The following is a 17022-nucleotide window of genomic DNA, read 5'->3' as shown; positions in this document are numbered from 1 at the left end:
CCTTATCGCCAAAGCTTGTGGCAAGGTCCAGAAGGCCCAGCGGGAACCACGCATAAGTGCTCTGGACAAACAGGGTTCTGACCCTTCATTTAGGGCAAAATTCCAAAAGGGTCGCACGCATGGATATTGCTGAACTGGGTGAGAGGATATTGCAGGGCGAACGCCGTGCTTTGGCGCGTGCGATTACTCTGGCCGAAAGCATCCGGGCCGATCACCGGGCACAGGCGTCCGAGCTTTTGGCCTACCTCGCCAAATCTGGTCGCCAATCGTTGCGGATTGGTTTGTCTGGCACGCCGGGTGTCGGCAAATCCACGTTTATCGAAAGCTTCGGCATGATGCTGATCAGTCAGGGTCTGCGGGTCGCGGTTCTGGCGGTTGATCCCAGTTCGGCCCGGTCGGGTGGCTCGATTCTGGGCGATAAGACCCGGATGGAACGCCTGAGCCGCGAGCCAAACGCGTTCATCCGCCCCTCACCCAGTCAAAGTCATCTGGGCGGCGTCGCGCGTCGCACCCGCGAAGCCATTGCGCTGTGCGAGGCCGCAGGGAATGACGTTGTGCTGATCGAAACCGTCGGCGTCGGTCAGTCCGAGACGGTGGTCTCCGAACTGTCTGATCTGTTCCTGTTGCTGCTGGCCCCGGCTGGCGGGGACGAATTGCAGGGCGTCAAGCGCGGCATCATGGAAATGGCGGATATCATTCTGGTCAACAAGGCGGATGGCGATCTGAAGGCCACGGCAACGCGCACCTGTGCCGATTATGCAGGGGCCCTGCGGCTGCTGCGAAAACGACCTCAGGACCCCGAGGGGTTTCCCAAGGCCATGACCGTTTCTGCGGTTGAAGAACATGGGCTGGATCAGGCTTGGGACGAGATGCAGGCCCTTAGCCAATGGCGACGCGACAAGGGGTATTGGGCCGCAAGCCGGGCAACGCAAGCGCGGTACTGGTTCGATCAGGAGGTTCGGCATGCCCTGCTGGCCCGGCTGGACACGCCCTCGGCCCGCGCCGAAATGGACCGGCTGAGCACTGAGGTCGGCGCAGGCACGCTCAGCCCCTCGGTTGCGGCGCGGCAGATGCTGACCGCCCTGGCGGCGGACTGACCCGGCCGCCCTTGCGCGCAACGCTTGGCTAGGGACCGGTTGTCGGTGTAGTCTGAACGCAATGTGTTGATACGTTGCTTTTTACATTGATTTTAAACGGTCTTGGCCCCGGCGGTTTTGTCTGGTGCTAAGCTGACAGACGGGAACTGCCGACCATGCCCAATATTCGCGGCACCAATGGCAATGACATAATCGACGTCACCGATGACAACGGGACGTTGAACGGCACGCCGCAGGGAACGCCGATTGACAACGTTCGCGGCCGACGCGGTGATGACGAGATAACGGTCACCAACAGCACGGTTGTTGGCATCGTAGGCGGTGGGGGCGGTGATGACGATATCACAGTCACCGGCAGTACCGTGGGAACCGTGGGCGGCGGAGGCGGGGCCGATACCGTCATTGTGCGCGGATCGGACATCTCGAACATCAATCTGGGCAATGGCAACGACACGCTGGACTTTCAAAGTTCAACCGTATCGGGTTCGATTGATGGCGGCGGGGGCACCGATACGCTGAACCTGCCGGAAGGTACGGTGATCAATGACAGCACATTCGGGACGATCACGGTTGTGGCAGGGACCAGTTATTCCCTGTCCAGCGGATCGTTTACGCTGCCATCGGGCACGACTGTCACATATTCGGCGTTCGAAAACGGGGCCGGCTTCCCTTGTTTCACACGCGATACCCTGATCCGGACGGATCAGGGGAACCGCCCTATTCAAACCCTAGCGACCGGTGACATGGTTCTCACCATTGGCAATGGGCTGCAGGCTATCCGCTGGGCGGGCAGAAGGCGGTTCGACCTGGCGGCGATGGAGCGTGACCCCAAGCTGCGTCCGGTTCGGATATTGGCCGGTGCCTTGGGGCAAGGGGTGCCGGACCGGGACCTTTTGGTGTCGCGGCAACACAGGATGCTGGTGCAGTCCGAGATCGCCCAACGGATGTTTGGCGCGGCCGAGGTTTTGATCCCCGCGATCAAACTGACTGCGCTGCCCGGTATTTTTGTGGACCAAGAGGTGCAGGAGGTTGAGTATTTTCACCTTCTCTTCGACCGGCATGAAATCATCGAAGCCGAAGGCGCACCGACCGAAAGCCTTTTCACCGGCCCCGAGGCGCTGAAATCCCTCAGCCGCGACGCGCGGGCCGAGATTTTCGGGATATTCCCGGAACTGGCGGACATAAACCACCAGTCGGATCTGGCGCGCTTTGTGCCCAAGGGGCGGCATCAGATGAAACTGGTGGCACGGCATCTGAAAAACAACAAACCCCTGTTGCAGCGCCCTTGATCCCGATACAGGTTCTTGGGGCCGGGCAATGCCTGCCGACATAGTGCAAAGAATTCGTGCTGGCTGTCTTGACCCTTCCTGCGATTCCCACTACACGCATCCAACCAGTTTTCGGGCGCGACTTCGGGTTGCGCCCCTTGTGATTTGGCCGCAGGCATTTTGCCCGGCCTCCAGAAACAAAGGAAGAAACCATGTCGCGCCGTTGCGAACTGACCGGAAAAGGCCCGATGACTGGCAACAATGTCAGCCACGCCAACAACAAAACCAAGCGTCGTTTCCTGCCGAACCTGAACGACGTCACCCTGCAGTCCGAAGCTCTGGGCCGTGGCGTCAAGCTGCGCATCTCGGCTGCTGCTCTGCGTTCGGTTGACCACCGCGGTGGTCTGGACGCGTTCCTGGCCAAAGCCAAGGACGAAGATCTGTCGGCGAACGCGCTGAAAGTGAAGAAGGAAATCGCCAAGGCACAAGCCTCGGCCTGATTGCTTCCACTGCCAAGCATTCTTGACCCCGTACCAGTCTGGTGCGGGGTTTTTCTGTGTTAGGGGTGCTCTGGCGTGGTGCTATTGTTGACGATTTGGAAATAAAATCACCAAACCGTGAACTAGTTCACATACAGTCAGGCGGGCGCGACGTACCGTTGATGTATTCTTCTGGCGGGGGCCGTCCGATGTCATTTAAAAGTTTCTATATTTTTCTGTTGCTTACCAGTGTTTTCAAAAAGGCATACTTGGCTTGTACCCGTATGCAACGCCGGGTGAATCATTCCCACACCAGCCTGACCAAGGGCACCGTCAAACGGCCCGGGCTGGACTACTAAAATCCGCTTCAAGCGCGACCCTTTGGCGCTTGAAGCGTTTTCGTTCTGTGAATTATATGCGGATCAGGATGAGATCTGCTGTTCATAGCCTGTTCCCCATTGTACTTTCCCTGTTTGTGGTTCTGACCGGGCAGGGTGTCGCCGTCTCGCGCGGCGTGGACAAGGCTGTGGGTCAGATGGTGCTGTGCACCGGAAACGGGCCGGTTGTCGTTTACATGGACGAGAACGGGCAACCGACGGCCCCCCCGCACTATTGTCCCGACTATGCGCTGACGCTGCTGGGGGCGGTTGCGATTGCGCAACCGTCATTGCCCCAAGCCCCGTTGCCCGAAATGCCGCCCCTTTTGCGGGCCTCAGAAAGCCTGATTGCACCGCCTGTTCCGCAAACACCGGCGCGCGCGCCTCCTTCGATCGTCTGACTTTTTCCAAAAAACTCAAATCGCGAGAAAAAGGAGACGTAAGATGTCCCTCAAAACCACTCTGTTTGCTGCCCTTGCAACCGCCATTCTGGCTGGTCCTGCCCTTGCCGAGGGCACAATTGTTGTCGACGACGCCTACGCCCGGTCTGCAGGCAAGGCCGCCAAGGCGGGGGCGGCGTTCATGATGATCAAGAACACCGGCGACACGGATGATCGTCTGCTCAGTGTCACTTCGGATGTATCGGCCCGGGTCGAACTGCATACGCACAAGATCAACGATGACGGGGTCGCCCAGATGATCCATGTCGAGGAGGGCTTTGTCATCCCGGCGGGTGAAACGCACATGCTGAAACGTGGTGGTGACCACGTCATGTTCATGGGTCTGAAAGAGCCGTTCGAACAGGGCGCGACGGTTCCGGTCACGCTGGTTTTCGAACAAGCGGGCGAGATTGTGATCGAGGTTCCGGTCGATCTGGAGCGGCAGGATAAGCACGGCCACGAACATAAGCACGAGCACGGATCGGAGTCGAACTAAGACTTCGCCTGTCTTCGGGCCGCTCTGCGGCCGTCATCCATGCGACAGGCCGGGCGATGCCCGGCCTGTTGTCGTTTTTGGCCGGTGTCGGTGAGTATGTGTTCAGCGGTTCACCGTCTTTAGTCCCACGCGACTTTTGGCATTGCGAAAACGTATCGCCAGCCAGACCATGACGGCTGAAATGGCCAGGGCCGAGAACGCGATGGCCCATCCCAGCGCCACGAGCGCAATGGCGGGCCAGATCATCAACACCAACCCGACAATCAGTGCAGCAAACCCCGACCCGCGCATCGAGCCGCGCTGTGGGTCGCGTTCGTGCATCTGACCGGCTGCCGCCAATGAACCGATGCCGATGATAAGCGCCCAAGCCCCCAACAGGAAAAACGCCAGTTTGACGGTGCCTTCGGGCCAGATCATCAGGATCAGACCGATCAGAACACCGCCAATGGCGGCCCCGCCCAGCAGCCCCCGACGCCCAACACCGAACAATGTCAACGCGCCATCCAGGATCAGCAACGCCCCCACCAGCCTCAGCAACAAGGCGATACTGCCCGAGGGCCAGAACAGGGCGGCGATGCCCACAGCCCCGGCCAGCACCCCGCGCAGCAGAAAGGTCCACCACAGGCTGGCCAATTGCGCGCTCAGCATGTCGCGGTCCGCCATGCTGCCTTCGTCCATGATTTCACCGGTTCGGGGATCTTGGTCTGTCATGACATGGTCTCGCTTTGGTTATGTGGTCCGCTTATAGATGGTTTGTTATGTCTTGGCCTGTAACAGCCGATCAACCCATAACGGCACAGTTTCGGTTGCCTTGCCGACCAGCCTGTCATCAAAGCTGTTGTCTGTGGGTTCAAGATTGATCTCGATCGTTTGCGCCCCGAATGCCTGTGCCTCGCTCGCAAAAGCAGCGGCGGGATAGACTTGGCCGGATGTTCCGATTGCGGCAAAGATCGAGGCTGTCGCCAGATGGCCGAAGATGTCATCCATGTGATAGGGCATCTCACCGAACCAGACCACATCGGGCCGCGCGGCAGGGGCGTTGCAGGCCGGGCAGGGCTCGGCCACGGCCATCTCGGGCGGCGCGGTCCAGCGATGTCCGCAAGAGGCGCACAGCGCGCCAGCCAAAAGGCCGTGCATGTGGATGACGCCCTCGGCCCCTCCGGCCTCGTGCAGGCTGTCGACGTTCTGCGTCACGATCACGACCTCGCCGGGCCAGTCCCGCTGTAGCCGGGCCAGAGCGTGATGGGCTGCATTGGGCTGCACCTGCGCGGCCTGGACGCGGCGAGCGTTGTAGAACCCTTGAACCAGGGCCGGATTGCGGGCAAAGGCCTCTGGCGTTGCGACATCTTCAATCCGGTGCTGCGCCCACAGCCCATCTTCGTCGCGAAACGTGCTGAGCCCGCTTTCGGCGGAAATTCCGGCCCCGGTCAGAATGACGATCTTTTCCATATGTCCTCGGCGCGTTAAGAGATGAGTTATGACACACCGTATCCTCTTTGTCTGTCTGGGCAATATCTGCCGGTCCCCTGCGGCCGAAGGCGTGTTTCGCGCCCGTGCCCCTCAATACATGTCCGACAGTGCCGGAACCTCGGGCTGGCATATCGGCAGCCCGCCGTACGGCCCGATGCAAGAGACTGCCCGCACGCGCAACATCGATCTGAGCGATCTGCGCGCGCGCCAGTTCGTGGCTGAAGATTTTGACCGGTTCGATCTGATCGTAGGGATGGACGCGAACAACATCGCCGATATCGAAGCCCTGCGTCCATTAGGCAATTAGACCCCTGTGCGGCTGCTGACAGATTTTGCACCGCAGACAGGGGCGGATCACGTGCCTGACCCTTACTACACGCGGGATTTCGACGGGGTTTTGGATTTGATCGAGGTCGCGGTTGACGGCCTTGTGGACCATTTGGGCGATTAGCCGTCCATCACCTTCAACTGACCGCTCAACCACGGCAGTTTCGCCATGGCGGGATCGATGATCTGGCTTTGCATCAGACGCCGCATCATCCCGGCGACCTCTTGCGGAACCTGATCGGACCAGTCTGTCCGCGTGAACAGCGAGATTGTTCGGGAAAACGCGCCAAACGGGCAGGGGTGGGCCTGCAGATCATCATGGAACCGCGTTGCGCGCATATAGCCCAGCGGTGTCGTGATCGCCCAGCCCAACCCCCGCGCGACCATGGCCATCAGCGCCAGATGCGAGCCGATCTCGAACCGTTCCTCGAACTCCATCTGCTGTCGGGCCACATGGCTTTCGATCTGGCGGCTGATCAGTTGCTCGCGCGCATAGCGCAGGAATGGCAGCTCCTGCACAACGGCATCCGCTGAGCCTGCGCCGTTAGGGGCCACCAGAATGAACGGATCCTGAACCAGGGGGTATTCGACCACACCTTCCAGCACTTCGCCGCTATGGGCCGAGACCGCCAGATGCAGTCGCTGCGCGTCCAGCTCGGCAAACAGGTCCAGACTGGGCAGGGTGATCAGCTTGAATTTCGACCGGGTCAGGCTGTCGGCCAGCAAGGTGGCCAGCCGTGGTGTCAGGTCATTGTCGAAATCGTCGATCAACCCGATGGATAGCGTGGTCAGATGCCCCAAATCCATCACGGTCAGTTCGCTTTGCGCCATTTGCAGCTCGGCCAGAACCGCTTCGGCCCGCGACAGGAAGCTGCGCCCGGCCTGCGTCAAGCGCATGGGCCGCCGCCCGTGATCCACCAGATCGGTGCCCAGAGCCTTTTCCAGATTGCGCAACTGCTGGCTGACCGAAGGCTGGCTGAGCCCCGTGATCTCGGCCGCTTGCGCCACCGATCCCGTCCGCGCCAACGCCTCGAACACTTCGAGACCGCGCAGGGTCAACCCTTTCATTACCATGCAACGTCCTTTCGCTGCGCCTTTTCTGAGGGGCAGCGGGCGTCAGGTCAAGAAGGGGAAGCGCTTAGCTGCAGATTGCCTGCGCCATTTGGCCGAAGTTCTGATACCGATCCCACAACGCATCATCGCGCGCCGTGCGCGACATCTTCAATTCCTGCGCCTGATGGGGGTCTTCGAACCATTTCGAGACGGTTTTCTGATCGCTGCGCGTCAACGCCTGATCCGCCACGCGTTGAATGCAACTGCACCGATCCCGCGTCGCCGCCTGACGATCTGACGCCAGACATGCCCGTTTGATCTGCGATGCATCCACAGTCGGAGCAACCGCCGTCAGCGACGTCGCACAAAATGCGATTAAGAGGAACTGTTTCATACTCGAGCCTCGTTTTTTGCCTGCCCGGACGGGTCTTGTGCCCCTCTCGGTCTGCGGCGGAGTATGAATCAAAGTGGGGAGCGGATCAATTGGGTGGATCGAAAAAGTGATTGCACGAGCCGAAGACACCTCACCCCGTAGGCCGGGCTTCAGCCCGGCACCCGTTAGGATAGGAATGGTAGCCACCGTTCGATGGCTTCAATCAAGGCTTCGAGTTTCTCTGGATGTTTTGCAATGTAGGCATCCACAACGACCGTTGCGCCTTTGGTGGTTCCAACCACGATTGCGGTGCCAACAGCCAAATTGACCTTCCTCGCGCACCATTTGAGAAGACTAGTCAACCCGGATTTTAGTTTATCCAGAATGGCTTCGATCCACTCGCGAGCAGGATTTTCCTGCTCCAAAGCCTTCGAGAGTTTTTTCTCCGCATCCCAAATCAGTGTGACAGCACTAGACAAATGCTTGTCTTGAATGCTCTCAGGAGGGTTGTTCCCTCCTATGCCATGGCGTGCAGAGGTCTGAACTTTGAAGCTGCCCTTGAGACTTTCTAGTGCGCTCTCGACCCGGAGCTGAGCCTGAATGCGTTCGATTTCGTCTGCAACCGCTTTGGGCCCGTTTTCCAAATTGTATCGTGAATCTGAGCTATCCGGCGTTGGAGTGCCACATCAACTGGCGAGCCATCTACAAATCCTCGATACCAAGTTTGCCAAAAGGCCCATATTTTCTCATCGTAGCTCCAATAGCTTAGTAGCGGTGCGGTTTGAGGTTGGTTGGAGAGTATCCATTGATCTGGCTCTTCTGCTGTTGCGTCATCGTTGGCCCAGAGTGGAATCCTAAAATCGAGATCCGCTGGAGGCACAAACTGGATAAGTTCGTTGTTACTATAGCGAAGAGATTTCCAACCTATTGAGCCGGGTAACACCGACGAAATTCCGTCAGCGAGTGCGACGACCGAGTCATCTTGATCGGTATTGACGCTGAAGCCCGGCGCACAAATGCCCAATAAAACTTCTTCAGCTACTGAGGCTATGGATTTCAGATCAACAATTGCCTCTTTATCTGGCGCACGCTTAGTAGCCTTTCTATGTCGTCTCATGTGATCCAGAGCGAAGAGCGCAGAATCTTCATCCCCCGCGACACAATTGATCAGCGAACGCAGTACAACGAGTAGCCAAGTATCGAGTTCGTTTTCACCAAAAGCATCCGAGCCGGTTGGTGCGCTGAACAGACCCAGCGCTCGCAAACTCTCTCTGCTCGCGACAGTCCTTGCTTGCTGAAAAACTAGGTCATCAAATGCAATCATTGGCCCCCCATTTTTCCGGATAGCTTGCTAGGTTTCGGCTAACATGACGCCTTGACCAACCCACGATTCCTCTACATATCCCCAACCCATGACAGACCTCGCTCATATCCGCAATTTCTCCATCGTCGCGCATATCGACCATGGCAAATCCACCCTTGCTGACCGGCTCATCCAAGAGACCGGGACGGTCAAGGATCGCGACATGAAGGAGCAGTTGCTCGACAGCATGGATATCGAGCGCGAGCGCGGCATCACCATCAAGGCCAACACGGTTCGCATCGACTATACCGCCGATAATGGCGAGGCATACGTGCTGAACCTGATCGACACCCCCGGCCACGTGGACTTTGCCTATGAGGTCAGCCGGTCCATGCGTGCGGTCGAGGGGTCGCTGCTGGTCGTGGACTCGACCCAAGGGGTCGAGGCGCAGACGCTGGCGAATGTGTATCAGGCCATCGACGCGGACCATGAGATCGTGCCGGTGCTGAACAAGATCGACCTGCCTGCCTCTGACTGTGACCGCGTGGCGGAACAGATCGAGGATGTGATCGGCATCGACGCGACCGACGCCATTCAGGTCAGCGCCAAGACGGGGCAGGGCATCCACGAGACGCTTGAGGCCATCGTCACCCAACTGCCCGCGCCGCAGGGCACCGTGGACGCGCCGCTCAAGGCGATGCTGGTGGATTCGTGGTACGACGCCTATCTTGGCGTCATTGTTCTGGTCCGCATTATGGACGGCACGCTGAAAAAGGGGATGCGGGTCAAGTTCATGTCGAACGGCACCCTGCATCACGTCGACCGCGTCGGCGTGTTCCGGCCAGAGATGGAGATGGTTGAGTCCTTAGGCCCCGGTGAGATCGGGTTTCTGACGGCATCCATCAAACAGGTCCGCGACACCCGTGTCGGCGACACGATCACCAATGATCGCAACGGTGCCGAAGACGCGCTGGACGGCTTCAAACCCGCGCAGCCGGTGGTGTTCTGCGGCCTCTTCCCCGTGGACAGCGCCGAATTCGAAGATCTGCGCGACGCGATTGAGAAACTGGCGCTGAACGACGCCTCGTTCTCGTACGAAATGGAAACCTCGGCCGCGCTGGGCTTTGGCTTCCGCTGCGGTTTCCTGGGCCTTCTGCACCTTGAGGTCATCCGCGACCGCATCGAACGCGAATATAATATCGAGCTCATCACCACCGCGCCGTCGGTGATCTATCACGTCTACATGAAAGACGGTGAGATGATCGAGCTGCACAACCCCGCCGACATGCCGGACCTTTCCAAGGTCGATCACCTTGAAGAACCGCGCATCAAGGCGACCATCCTTGTGCCGGATGAATATCTGGGCGACGTGCTGAAACTGTGCCAGGACCGGCGTGGCATCCAGTTGGACCTGACCTATGCGGGTTCACGCGCGATGGTTGTCTATGACCTTCCCCTCAACGAAGTTGTGTTCGACTTCTATGATCGCCTGAAATCCGTAACAAAGGGTTACGCCAGCTTTGACTACCAGATGACCGGCTATACCGAGGATAATCTGGTCAAGATGTCGGTGCTGGTGAATGACGAACCGGTCGACGCGCTGTCGACCATGGTTCACCGCGACCGGGCCGAGATGCGGGGCCGGGCGATGTGCGAAAAGCTGAAAGACCTGATCCCGCGCCACATGTTCAAAATCCCGATCCAGGCCGCCATCGGAGGCAAGGTCATCGCGCGCGAAACCCTCTCGGCCCTGCGCAAGGACGTGACCGCCAAATGCTACGGAGGCGACGCCACACGGAAACGGAAACTGCTGGACAAGCAGAAGGCGGGTAAGAAGAAGATGCGCCAGTTCGGGAAGGTGGATATCCCACAAGAGGCGTTTATTTCTGCACTCAAAATGGACAGCTAAAAGCTGTCCATTTTACGTGACATTTGCGCCCAAAATTCAGACGCGAAAACGCTGAAGTATTGGCGAAGTCGGCAAGCTCAGTCTTGCTCGTCCACAGATTTATCTTTGAAAACTGGTAGGCCAGCAAATCGCTCAATTGGAACGACGTATGGTTGAGGTTTGACCTCTGAGTATAGGTCTGCCAGTCGTTCTGCTTCTGCTAGAGCGCCATGTAGTTCATTATTTGGGTGTGGTTCAGGCGCGTCCCTAAGGCTCTGTCTTACGGATCCAACAAGTCCCATTTTGCTCTCCCTCTGCTCAAAGAGGTACATGATGGCTGTGCATCACGAACTCTAATCGCACACGATCAACGAAGCCGGTTAATGGGTCGTTATACCCACGTATCGCTTCACGCAAGTCTACTTTATCCGAATAATCATCAATTTCTATGCGCAATTCCGTTAATTTTGCTACATCTAGATTCCGACCGTGAGACCTCCAGCGCTTGTGATCAGCTAAATCACGAGCTATCTGTTCTGCCCGCTCCGCTTTCTCATGATTTGTCACTGGAGTACCTGCATTGGTAGTTCGATGGTGGGTCCAGTTCTTAAACTTGTACTGGACCAGCCACTTTTTCAGCAGATCAACAGAAAGGTCCTTTGCTTGTTCGAAAAGCGCTAGTTTTGCTAGGTCCAAGCTTTTCAACATGACTACATCCGCCGGTGCTAGATGACCTTTTTGAGTGATCTCCTCAACTTTATCTAAGTAACCAAGCGCAGGAACGTAATCTCCAGTGTCAGGCGTTGGAACTTGTGGATCGATTGGGCCAAGCGTCGAAGCGTAGTCCATGTAGATTTTATCTCCGGACATACAAAGAATTGTCCCGGCGGACATCGCGACGTCTGGGACAACGAAATTCACTTCTGCGTAGTGCTTCCTTAGCACTCCAACCATTCGTTCGGTTGTTTCTGCCGAGCCACCTCCGGTTCTCAGCAGCAATGAAATTCTGTCGTTATCGCGAGTACTTGCTGTTCTGACTTGCTCAACAAAGTCTCTGAATTCTCGGAAGTAATGAGGTAGGATGCTACCATGATAGAAAATCACATCACTTTCGAGAACATCCTCCAGTCTTTTGCAGCGTTTATCAATTACTTCAAAAATTGATCGGTCGAAATGATCAGGCTTCAAATTCTATCTCCGTCTAGTCATCTAATCCGGTATTGCAACCTTAAGTAGGTTAATCAAGGGAAAGTGAGGGAACCGTTTGGGTTATCGCTGTTGTAGCAGCAGTCCAAAACAGCGAACGCAGAACCCACCCGCCCGGCGGCCCTCTGATTTGTTGACCGACTTTTGCGGCTCCGTAGGGCGGGCTTCAGCCCGCCATTTGCTGTGACCTAACTGGCTGTCGGGACTCTGGCGTTTCCGTTGGCGGGCTGAAGCCCGCCCTACGAGGGTGAGGGGGCATTTTTATTGTGACCCAATTCACATCTATCGACTCTACAATCTGATACTGTTGACCTATCGGAAACTCTCCGCATGAGGCTCCAATGTCGACATCCATGATCCCCATCATCGCCCTCGGGTCGGCTGGCCTCTATTCCGTTGCTATGATCGCGATGAAGTTCTGGTGGAAAATCCCCGGTGTCGGCCTCGGCCTGTTGATCGTCGCCACGTTATTGGCGGGCGCGACGCTGGAACTCGCCGCGCTGCGCGAGGAGCGGTTGGGTATCATCTACACCGGCATTCTGGGGGCTGAGGTCATCCTGATCGCCGTCGCCTCATATTTCCTGTTTGGCGAGAATTTCTCGTATCGTGAGGTCTTTGGCATCAGCCTTGTCATCCTCGGCACCGTGCTGGCCTGGGCCTGAGGGCGCGCGTCATCTAACGCCAAGCTGAGCCTGCCGTTAAGTTTCCTTTAGGTAAGTTGTAACCGCCTCTCCCCCTCCCAATCTGTACGACAAGGCCAGTGATGGCCACGATCTGACGGAGGAGAGACCATGACCAGATATATGACTGCCGGAGCGGCTGCTTTGGCCTCGACCCTCGCCCTTGGCAGTGCGGCTGCCGACACCACGCCCGATCTGCGCGGCACCTGGACGGCCAGCCAGACGACGGTGTCGCCGTCGAACGCGGCCACGGGCGATGCGCCCCGGTTCAACCAGTCGGAATGGGTTCTGGAGATCCAGACGCAGCAGGACAACGTGTTCTGGGGCCCCAGCATGTGGCGGCGCAGTGCGATGGATGACTGGACGCTGTATGAGGCGACCGGTTCGATCAGTCAGGACGGCTCGGGCAAGATCGGGATCGTCGAAAGCTCGGCCGAGCCAGCCGTCGGTGTGAACGCGCTGATCGATGCGCGCTATGAGGATGGCAGGATCTATGCGGATTTCCGTAGCCTGCGGACCGGAACGACCTACAGCACCGTTCTGGAACGACAGGTGAACTGAAGCGTTCCCGGCCTGATCGCATGTAGGGGGTACCTGCCGTCCATTCCGGCGGCCTGTAATAGGTAGCTAAGGTCAGGTCGGAACGCTTCTCAGATCAACGGCCCCGAGTCGTTCGATTCGGGGCGGTTTTGGGGTGGATTCGGCTGCGTGACCGTCTGTTTTCAAGTTCGCACCTGCAGCATCGGGTGATTTTTGGGCCTGCGTCCGGTGTTTCGACTTTTCCGGCACCAAGCCTGCGCGGTTGCAAAACTTCTCGATTTATCCACATCGCCCTCCAGCCAGATATCAACAGGTTATCCCCGTCTAATTTCCATGCTGCAGTGCTATTTTCTTGCCGGAAACAGGGCGCAATGTAACAGTCTTATTACCGCAGCACTTCTTCGGATAGGGCGGCGGGGCGCAAGGGCCAAGGTGGCCGGAGCAAGTTGAGCAGATCTTAGGATTTTGTTTAGTTTGCAAAGGTTTGCCAGGCGGTGATCGGTCAGTGTTGGGTGTCCGCCCAGTGGTGAGAGATCAACGTCTTAAACGGTTCAGGCGCGCTGCGGAGGCCTTCGGGTTCAAAGCGGCAGCCGCAGTTTCGCAAGGGGCTGAGGTAACTGGATCGACGCACCCCTCGGGGCAAGTCGGACCGGTAAGGCGTCAGGAGTGTCCGAAAGGATGCATGCAAAGACCGCGTCTGCGCACCTGACGCCTTTTCCTATTCCAGATCAGGGTTCCATACAGGCTACCACTTACGACCCCGCAAATGGCAACGGGGTTCTTTCGCGCGAACGAAAGAACCCCGTCTTAACGTCAGAAATGCAATGCCGCGTCTATGCACCTATGCTTGTCAGCCTAGCGCCTTCGGATCAGGTTTTCAACAAGATGTTGATGCAATTCTACGCGACCCCGCAATATGCTGGGCGTGTCAGATGCTTTCCTGAACGTCGGTCGCGGCGTTCTGGATCGCGTCTCCGGCCTTTTCAATGTCTTTACCAGCGCCTTTGGCTGTTTCGCAGGCGGTCAGTGCAAACAGGCTCAGGCCAATCAGAATTGCGCGGATCATGCTTGTCTCCTTAGTGCTCGATCCTGTGTTCGGTAGCACCTTTTCCAACGACGGGCCAGCGTTAGGCAACGTCGTCCTGACAAAACAGTTCGTAGACGGTTTCCAGCATCTTACGGGGGCGATCATCCGCGAGCCGGTAGTAAATGGCTTTGCCCTCGCGTCGCGGCAAGACCAGACCTTCCAACCGCAGCCGGGACAATTGTTGCGACACGGCGGCCTGACGGGCGGACAGCAACTCTTCCAGTTCGGTTACAGATTTTTCGCCGGACACAAGATGACACAGGATCATCAACCGACCTTCGTGGCTGATCGCCTTCAGAAAGTTTGAGGCGCGGGTCGCATTGTCGACCATTCGGTCTAGATCATCTCGAGTCATGTCCGAAGATAGCTGGGGAAGGGCCATCACTTCTTTTCCTTGCAGGCCCGATGAGCGGGCGTTGTTTTCATTCCATAAGTGCTTTGCGTGCGAAACACTCCGTTACGTAGTTTGGACGTATTTTCCTATATGCATGAATCAAAATGTCGTGATGAATGTAAGGGGAATTTATCGTAACCCTTGTCCCTTATGATCCAGAGGCATTCGCGGAACAGGTCGGTTTCAGGCATGTCAGCCGTCGCAAACCACCAACAATTCCACAATCGGGGGCCGATGTTTGCAGCCCCCCTTGCAGCCCCCCAGTGGCGACACTAAGACTCGGGTAATACTTGTTGGGATAGTCTCCCGAACCATAGCAAATCAGGCAGGTTACGAATGTTCGATCCAGTAGACACCTACATGAATACGCTTGTCCCCATGGTGGTCGAACAGACCAGCCGGGGCGAGCGCGCATATGACATCTTCTCGCGTCTGCTGAAAGAGCGGATCATCTTTATCAACGGTCCGATCCATGACGGGATGAGCCATCTGGTCGTGGCCCAGCTGCTGCATCTTGAGGCGGAAAACCCCAACAAGGAAATCTCGATCTACATCAACTCGCCGGGTGGTGTGGTGACCAGCGGTTTGTCGATCTACGACACAATGCAGTACATCAAGCCGAAATGTTCGACGCTGGTGATCGGTCAGGCGGCCTCGATGGGGTCGGTTCTGCTGGCCGGTGGTGAAAAGGGGATGCGGTTCTCGCTGCCCAACAGCCGGATCATGGTGCACCAGCCCAGTGGTGGTTATCAGGGCCAGGCCAGCGATATCATGATCCACGCGGCCGAGACGCAAAAGCTGAAGGATCGTCTGTATGACATTTACGTGCGTCATACCGGCCAAACCAAAAAGGCGGTTGAAAAGGCGCTGGATCGTGACAATTTCATGAGCCCGGAAGAGGCGAAAGAATGGGGCCACATCGACGAGATCGTTGAAAACCGTGCCAAGATGGACACGGAAGAGGCCTAAGAGACGGACCCCGCGCCCATCGCGCGGGGGTCATTTTGAGATTGTAGCCGCCACAGTGCTGGCCTAAGCTGCACGAACATGCGCAAGGGCGCCCCGGCAGACAGGGGCGCAGGGACGAAGCCCGAAAGGTAGATCATGGCGACGAATTCAGGCGGTGACGGCAAAAACACGCTCTACTGTAGCTTTTGTGGAAAAAGCCAGCATGAGGTGCGCAAGCTGATCGCAGGACCGACCGTTTTCATCTGTGATGAATGTGTCGAGCTGTGCATGGATATCATCCGCGAAGAGACCAAAGCCAGCGGGCTGAAGTCATCCGATGGTGTGCCGACGCCCAAGGATATCTGCGAGGTTTTGGACGATTACGTGATCGGTCAGGCCACCGCCAAGCGCGTGCTGTCCGTGGCGGTGCACAACCACTACAAACGTCTGAACCACGCCCAGAAAGCGGGCAGCGATATTGAACTCGCCAAGTCCAATATCCTGCTGATCGGCCCGACGGGCTGCGGTAAGACGCTTTTGGCACAGACTCTGGCGCGTATTCTGGATGTACCGTTTACCATGGCGGACGCAACCACGCTGACCGAAGCCGGTTACGTGGGTGAAGATGTCGAGAACATCATCCTGAAACTGCTCCAGGCCAGCGAATACAATGTCGAGCGCGCGCAGCGCGGTATCGTCTATATCGACGAGGTCGACAAGATTACCCGAAAGTCCGAGAACCCCTCGATCACGCGCGACGTCTCCGGCGAAGGTGTTCAACAGGCGCTGTTGAAGCTGATGGAAGGCACCGTGGCCAGCGTTCCGCCGCAAGGGGGGCGCAAGCACCCGCAGCAGGAGTTCCTGCAGGTGGACACCACGAACATCCTGTTCATCTGTGGCGGGGCCTTTGCGGGGCTCGACAAGATCATTGCGCAACGTGGCAAGGGTTCGGCCATGGGCTTTGGCGCCGATGTGCGTGACAATGATGACCGCGGCGTGGGTGAGATTTTCAAGGATCTCGAGCCTGAAGATCTGCTGAAATTTGGCCTGATCCCGGAATTTGTCGGCCGTCTGCCGGTATTGGCGACGCTGGAAGATCTGGACGAAGATGCTCTGGTCACCATCCTGACCAAGCCCAAGAACGCTCTGGTCAAGCAGTACCAGCGCCTGTTCGAACTGGAAGATGCCGAGCTTGGCTTTACGGACGATGCGCTGAAGGCGATTGCCAAGAAAGCGATCGAACGCAAAACGGGCGCGCGGGGACTGCGGTCGATCCTTGAGGATATTCTTCTGGATACGATGTTCGAGCTGCCGGGCATGAAGAACGTGACCGAAGTTGTCGTCAATGAAGAGGCGGTCAGTTCGGACGCGCAGCCCCTGATCATTTACGCAGATGCAGCACCGGAATCTGCATCCGCAGGTTAACCCAAGCGACGGTTCAGGGGGGCTCTGCCCCCATCGTGGCAAGCCACGATTCCCCCGAGGTATTTTGAAACAGAAGAAGTGCGGATCCTTTCTTCATCTGGCTAAAAATATCTCGGAGCGCGAGGCAGAGCCTCGCAATGAATCCGGTTTGCGTGGTGGAGTCCTTTTAAA

The 17022-nt window shown here is 57.4% G+C and carries 19 protein-coding genes and 1 pseudogene; 11 read left to right on the top strand and 9 right to left on the bottom strand.

Going from position 1 to position 17022, the window contains the following annotated elements; all coding sequences use genetic code 11:
* The first annotated feature begins 119 nt into the window (after positions 1-119).
* The 5 genes from meaB (at position 120) to ACR0KJ_RS11955 (ending at position 4157) form a co-directional block, all read left to right on the top strand.
* Positions 120-1097, top strand: a complete 978-nt coding sequence (meaB, locus tag ACR0KJ_RS11975; RefSeq protein WP_480626782.1) for a methylmalonyl Co-A mutase-associated GTPase MeaB — start codon at positions 120-122, stop codon at positions 1095-1097.
* A gap of 155 nt (positions 1098-1252) precedes the next feature.
* On the top strand, positions 1253-2386 hold the full coding sequence (locus ACR0KJ_RS11970) for a Hint domain-containing protein (RefSeq protein WP_170454135.1): 1134 nt from the start codon (positions 1253-1255) through the stop codon (positions 2384-2386).
* Between the two features lie 191 nt (positions 2387-2577).
* Positions 2578-2865: a 50S ribosomal protein L28 gene (gene rpmB / locus ACR0KJ_RS11965; protein WP_170454133.1), complete on the top strand. Its 288-nt coding sequence runs from the start codon at positions 2578-2580 to the stop codon at positions 2863-2865.
* 406 nt (positions 2866-3271) lie between these two features.
* A complete protein-coding gene (locus ACR0KJ_RS11960; protein WP_170454131.1) occupies positions 3272-3622 on the top strand; it encodes a hypothetical protein in 351 nt (116 codons plus the stop codon).
* 43 nt (positions 3623-3665) lie between these two features.
* Positions 3666-4157 carry a copper chaperone PCu(A)C gene (locus ACR0KJ_RS11955; RefSeq protein ID WP_480626781.1) on the top strand — a complete coding sequence of 164 codons (492 nt, stop codon included), beginning with the start codon at positions 3666-3668 and terminating at the stop codon, positions 4155-4157.
* A gap of 102 nt (positions 4158-4259) precedes the next feature.
* Here ACR0KJ_RS11955 and ACR0KJ_RS11950 read toward each other — a convergent pair whose 3' ends face one another.
* Both ACR0KJ_RS11950 and ACR0KJ_RS11945 read right to left on the bottom strand, forming a co-directional pair.
* On the bottom strand, positions 4260-4868 hold the full coding sequence (locus ACR0KJ_RS11950; protein ID WP_170623676.1) for a DUF308 domain-containing protein: 609 nt from the start codon (positions 4866-4868) through the stop codon (positions 4260-4262).
* 45 nt (positions 4869-4913) lie between these two features.
* Positions 4914-5606: an NAD-dependent deacylase gene (locus tag ACR0KJ_RS11945; protein ID WP_480626780.1), complete on the bottom strand. Its 693-nt coding sequence runs from the start codon at positions 5604-5606 to the stop codon at positions 4914-4916.
* A 28-nt stretch (positions 5607-5634) separates the two neighbouring features.
* Here ACR0KJ_RS11945 and ACR0KJ_RS11940 point away from each other — a divergent pair.
* Positions 5635-6078, top strand: a pseudogene (locus tag ACR0KJ_RS11940) (low molecular weight protein-tyrosine-phosphatase).
* On the opposite strand, the gene ACR0KJ_RS11935 reads toward ACR0KJ_RS11940, so the two are convergent.
* The 4 genes from ACR0KJ_RS11935 to ACR0KJ_RS11920 all read right to left on the bottom strand — a co-directional run bounded on the left by ACR0KJ_RS11935 (position 6075) and on the right by ACR0KJ_RS11920 (position 8704).
* Positions 6075-7028: a LysR family transcriptional regulator gene (locus tag ACR0KJ_RS11935; RefSeq protein WP_170454121.1), complete on the bottom strand. Its 954-nt coding sequence runs from the start codon at positions 7026-7028 to the stop codon at positions 6075-6077. The pseudogene ACR0KJ_RS11940 and the gene ACR0KJ_RS11935 overlap by 4 nt on opposite strands.
* A 64-nt stretch (positions 7029-7092) precedes the next feature.
* Positions 7093-7401 (bottom strand): hypothetical protein, encoded by a 309-nt coding sequence (locus ACR0KJ_RS11930; protein WP_170454119.1) that lies wholly within the window; start codon positions 7399-7401, stop codon positions 7093-7095.
* A 164-nt stretch (positions 7402-7565) separates the two neighbouring features.
* Positions 7566-7859 (bottom strand): hypothetical protein, encoded by a 294-nt coding sequence (locus ACR0KJ_RS11925; RefSeq protein ID WP_170454117.1) that lies wholly within the window; start codon positions 7857-7859, stop codon positions 7566-7568.
* Positions 7860-7948: 89 nt separating this feature from the next.
* Complete coding sequence (locus tag ACR0KJ_RS11920; RefSeq protein ID WP_170623674.1) at positions 7949-8704, bottom strand: hypothetical protein; 756 nt, start codon at positions 8702-8704, stop codon at positions 7949-7951.
* 88 nt (positions 8705-8792) lie between these two features.
* Between ACR0KJ_RS11920 and lepA the strand changes: the two genes are divergently transcribed.
* On the top strand, positions 8793-10592 hold the full coding sequence (lepA, locus tag ACR0KJ_RS11915; protein ID WP_480626779.1) for a translation elongation factor 4: 1800 nt from the start codon (positions 8793-8795) through the stop codon (positions 10590-10592).
* A 297-nt stretch (positions 10593-10889) separates the two neighbouring features.
* Here lepA and ACR0KJ_RS11910 read toward each other — a convergent pair whose 3' ends face one another.
* A complete protein-coding gene (locus ACR0KJ_RS11910) occupies positions 10890-11759 on the bottom strand; it encodes an SDH family Clp fold serine proteinase (RefSeq protein WP_480626778.1) in 870 nt (289 codons plus the stop codon).
* A gap of 359 nt (positions 11760-12118) precedes the next feature.
* On the opposite strand from ACR0KJ_RS11910, the gene ACR0KJ_RS11905 reads away from it, so the two are divergent.
* Both ACR0KJ_RS11905 and ACR0KJ_RS11900 read left to right on the top strand, forming a co-directional pair.
* On the top strand, positions 12119-12439 hold the full coding sequence (locus ACR0KJ_RS11905; protein WP_480626777.1) for a hypothetical protein: 321 nt from the start codon (positions 12119-12121) through the stop codon (positions 12437-12439).
* A gap of 129 nt (positions 12440-12568) precedes the next feature.
* Complete coding sequence (locus tag ACR0KJ_RS11900) at positions 12569-13018, top strand: hypothetical protein (protein WP_480626776.1); 450 nt, start codon at positions 12569-12571, stop codon at positions 13016-13018.
* 907 nt (positions 13019-13925) lie between these two features.
* Here ACR0KJ_RS11900 and ACR0KJ_RS11895 read toward each other — a convergent pair.
* Complete coding sequence (locus tag ACR0KJ_RS11895) at positions 13926-14063, bottom strand: entericidin A/B family lipoprotein (RefSeq protein ID WP_170454105.1); 138 nt, start codon at positions 14061-14063, stop codon at positions 13926-13928.
* 61 nt (positions 14064-14124) lie between these two features.
* Entirely contained in the window at positions 14125-14466 is a 342-nt protein-coding gene (locus tag ACR0KJ_RS11890; protein WP_170454103.1) for a metalloregulator ArsR/SmtB family transcription factor, read from the bottom strand.
* 348 nt (positions 14467-14814) lie between these two features.
* Here ACR0KJ_RS11890 and ACR0KJ_RS11885 point away from each other — a divergent pair, with 348 nt between their 5' ends.
* Both ACR0KJ_RS11885 and clpX read left to right on the top strand, forming a co-directional pair.
* A complete protein-coding gene (locus ACR0KJ_RS11885; RefSeq protein WP_170454101.1) occupies positions 14815-15447 on the top strand; it encodes an ATP-dependent Clp protease proteolytic subunit in 633 nt (210 codons plus the stop codon).
* 135 nt (positions 15448-15582) lie between these two features.
* Positions 15583-16851, top strand: coding sequence for an ATP-dependent Clp protease ATP-binding subunit ClpX (gene clpX / locus ACR0KJ_RS11880; RefSeq protein WP_170454099.1), 1269 nt, complete (start codon positions 15583-15585; stop codon positions 16849-16851).
* Positions 16852-17022: the final 171 nt, after the last annotated feature.

The organism is Ruegeria sp. AD6 (genome assembly GCF_056542325.1).
The sequence above is the reverse complement of the archived record's forward strand: the minus strand, read 5'-3'. Positions and strand labels throughout refer to the sequence as shown.

Excerpts from the sequence above, each read along its gene's own strand:
- ACR0KJ_RS11890 (WP_170454103.1), bottom strand. The coding sequence starts at position 14,466 with ATGGCCCTTCCCCAGCTATCTTCGGACATGACTCGAGATGATCTAGAC.
- rpmB (WP_170454133.1), top strand. The coding sequence starts at position 2,578 with ATGTCGCGCCGTTGCGAACTGACCGGAAAAGGCCCGATGACTGGCAAC.
- ACR0KJ_RS11945 (WP_480626780.1), bottom strand. The coding sequence starts at position 5,606 with ATGGAAAAGATCGTCATTCTGACCGGGGCCGGAATTTCCGCCGAAAGC.
- lepA (WP_480626779.1), top strand. The coding sequence starts at position 8,793 with ATGACAGACCTCGCTCATATCCGCAATTTCTCCATCGTCGCGCATATC.
- ACR0KJ_RS11900 (WP_480626776.1), top strand. The coding sequence starts at position 12,569 with ATGACCAGATATATGACTGCCGGAGCGGCTGCTTTGGCCTCGACCCTC.
- ACR0KJ_RS11955 (WP_480626781.1), top strand. The coding sequence starts at position 3,666 with ATGTCCCTCAAAACCACTCTGTTTGCTGCCCTTGCAACCGCCATTCTG.
- ACR0KJ_RS11930 (WP_170454119.1), bottom strand. The coding sequence starts at position 7,401 with ATGAAACAGTTCCTCTTAATCGCATTTTGTGCGACGTCGCTGACGGCG.
- ACR0KJ_RS11960 (WP_170454131.1), top strand. The coding sequence starts at position 3,272 with ATGAGATCTGCTGTTCATAGCCTGTTCCCCATTGTACTTTCCCTGTTT.
- ACR0KJ_RS11935 (WP_170454121.1), bottom strand. The coding sequence starts at position 7,028 with ATGGTAATGAAAGGGTTGACCCTGCGCGGTCTCGAAGTGTTCGAGGCG.
- ACR0KJ_RS11920 (WP_170623674.1), bottom strand. The coding sequence starts at position 8,704 with ATGATTGCATTTGATGACCTAGTTTTTCAGCAAGCAAGGACTGTCGCG.
- clpX (WP_170454099.1), top strand. The coding sequence starts at position 15,583 with ATGGCGACGAATTCAGGCGGTGACGGCAAAAACACGCTCTACTGTAGC.
- meaB (WP_480626782.1), top strand. The coding sequence starts at position 120 with ATGGATATTGCTGAACTGGGTGAGAGGATATTGCAGGGCGAACGCCGT.
- ACR0KJ_RS11970 (WP_170454135.1), top strand. The coding sequence starts at position 1,253 with ATGCCCAATATTCGCGGCACCAATGGCAATGACATAATCGACGTCACC.
- ACR0KJ_RS11950 (WP_170623676.1), bottom strand. The coding sequence starts at position 4,868 with ATGACAGACCAAGATCCCCGAACCGGTGAAATCATGGACGAAGGCAGC.
- ACR0KJ_RS11895 (WP_170454105.1), bottom strand. The coding sequence starts at position 14,063 with ATGATCCGCGCAATTCTGATTGGCCTGAGCCTGTTTGCACTGACCGCC.
- ACR0KJ_RS11885 (WP_170454101.1), top strand. The coding sequence starts at position 14,815 with ATGTTCGATCCAGTAGACACCTACATGAATACGCTTGTCCCCATGGTG.
- ACR0KJ_RS11905 (WP_480626777.1), top strand. The coding sequence starts at position 12,119 with ATGTCGACATCCATGATCCCCATCATCGCCCTCGGGTCGGCTGGCCTC.